Origin of the sequence: Pseudoalteromonas arctica (assembly GCF_012927645.1) — a bacterium.
In the GTDB taxonomy this organism is placed as follows: Bacteria; Pseudomonadota; Gammaproteobacteria; order Enterobacterales; family Alteromonadaceae; genus Pseudoalteromonas; species Pseudoalteromonas arctica_A.
In genome coordinates, this window is the sequence record NZ_JABBMT010000093.1 from 1 (window position 1) to 811 (window position 811).

Here is an 811-nt window from a genome sequence, read left to right on the forward strand (position 1 = left end):
GACCTTGTGGTGCATGACTATATCACTACTTGCTTACAGCACCTTGCTGAGCAGCCAGATAACCTTGAGCCACTGCTACCTTGGAATATTAAGCAAGGCTAGGTGTCGTTAGCTATACGCTTACGAACAAATTAACTTGGAAGAGTATATTTACCAGGTAAAAAACAGTAAGGGTGAAAATGTAGAAAAAAGTGAAGTTATCATAAAGGTCGATGGTAAGGATGTTCCTAGTAATGTATTGACCTCTGTTGAACAGCCTTCGGAGCTTATTGTTAATTTCAAGTATGAAGATGAAGTTACGGGGTTGGTTTCGTCTGAACTAAAGTTAGTATTTGAAAGACAAATTTCGAATATTTCAGGAAAGCCTCAAGAAAAGTCGTTGTTTACCATACAATCAGGGTCTGGATATAAAGTTAATATTGAAATAGTTACAGATATTATTTATGCCATAGACAAGGTTTATTCTACAAGGACTAAAGAAGATTACCTGCCACTTATAGCTTGTTCGATAAGAGCTATTTTTGAAATATCTTCAGATAAGCTATTTAAAACCCATAAAAATATTTTTCCCAAGTTTAATGAGCAAAAGTTTACGTCTTCGGCTAAGCGGGAAGTTAGAGATGGTTTGTTGAAAAATGTAGCTCATGTTATTTGTTTAGTTAAGAAGAATAATAAGTTAAAAACATGACCTGGTCAACTAAATTCAGTCACCCTAGTTAAGCTACTTTTTCTAACTCATTAATTTTAAATTCAAAATCATTTGGGCTTTGATACCCTAAGTAGGAATGCAATCGGTTACTGTTGTACCACA

1 protein-coding gene is annotated in these 811 nt (G+C 34.6%); it reads left to right on the top strand.

The window, feature by feature from the left end; genetic code table 11:
• Positions 1-136: 136 nt before the first annotated feature.
• Positions 137-688: a hypothetical protein gene (locus HHO47_RS19030; RefSeq protein WP_169021699.1), complete on the top strand. Its 552-nt coding sequence runs from the start codon at positions 137-139 to the stop codon at positions 686-688.
• Positions 689-811 lie beyond the last annotated feature (123 nt).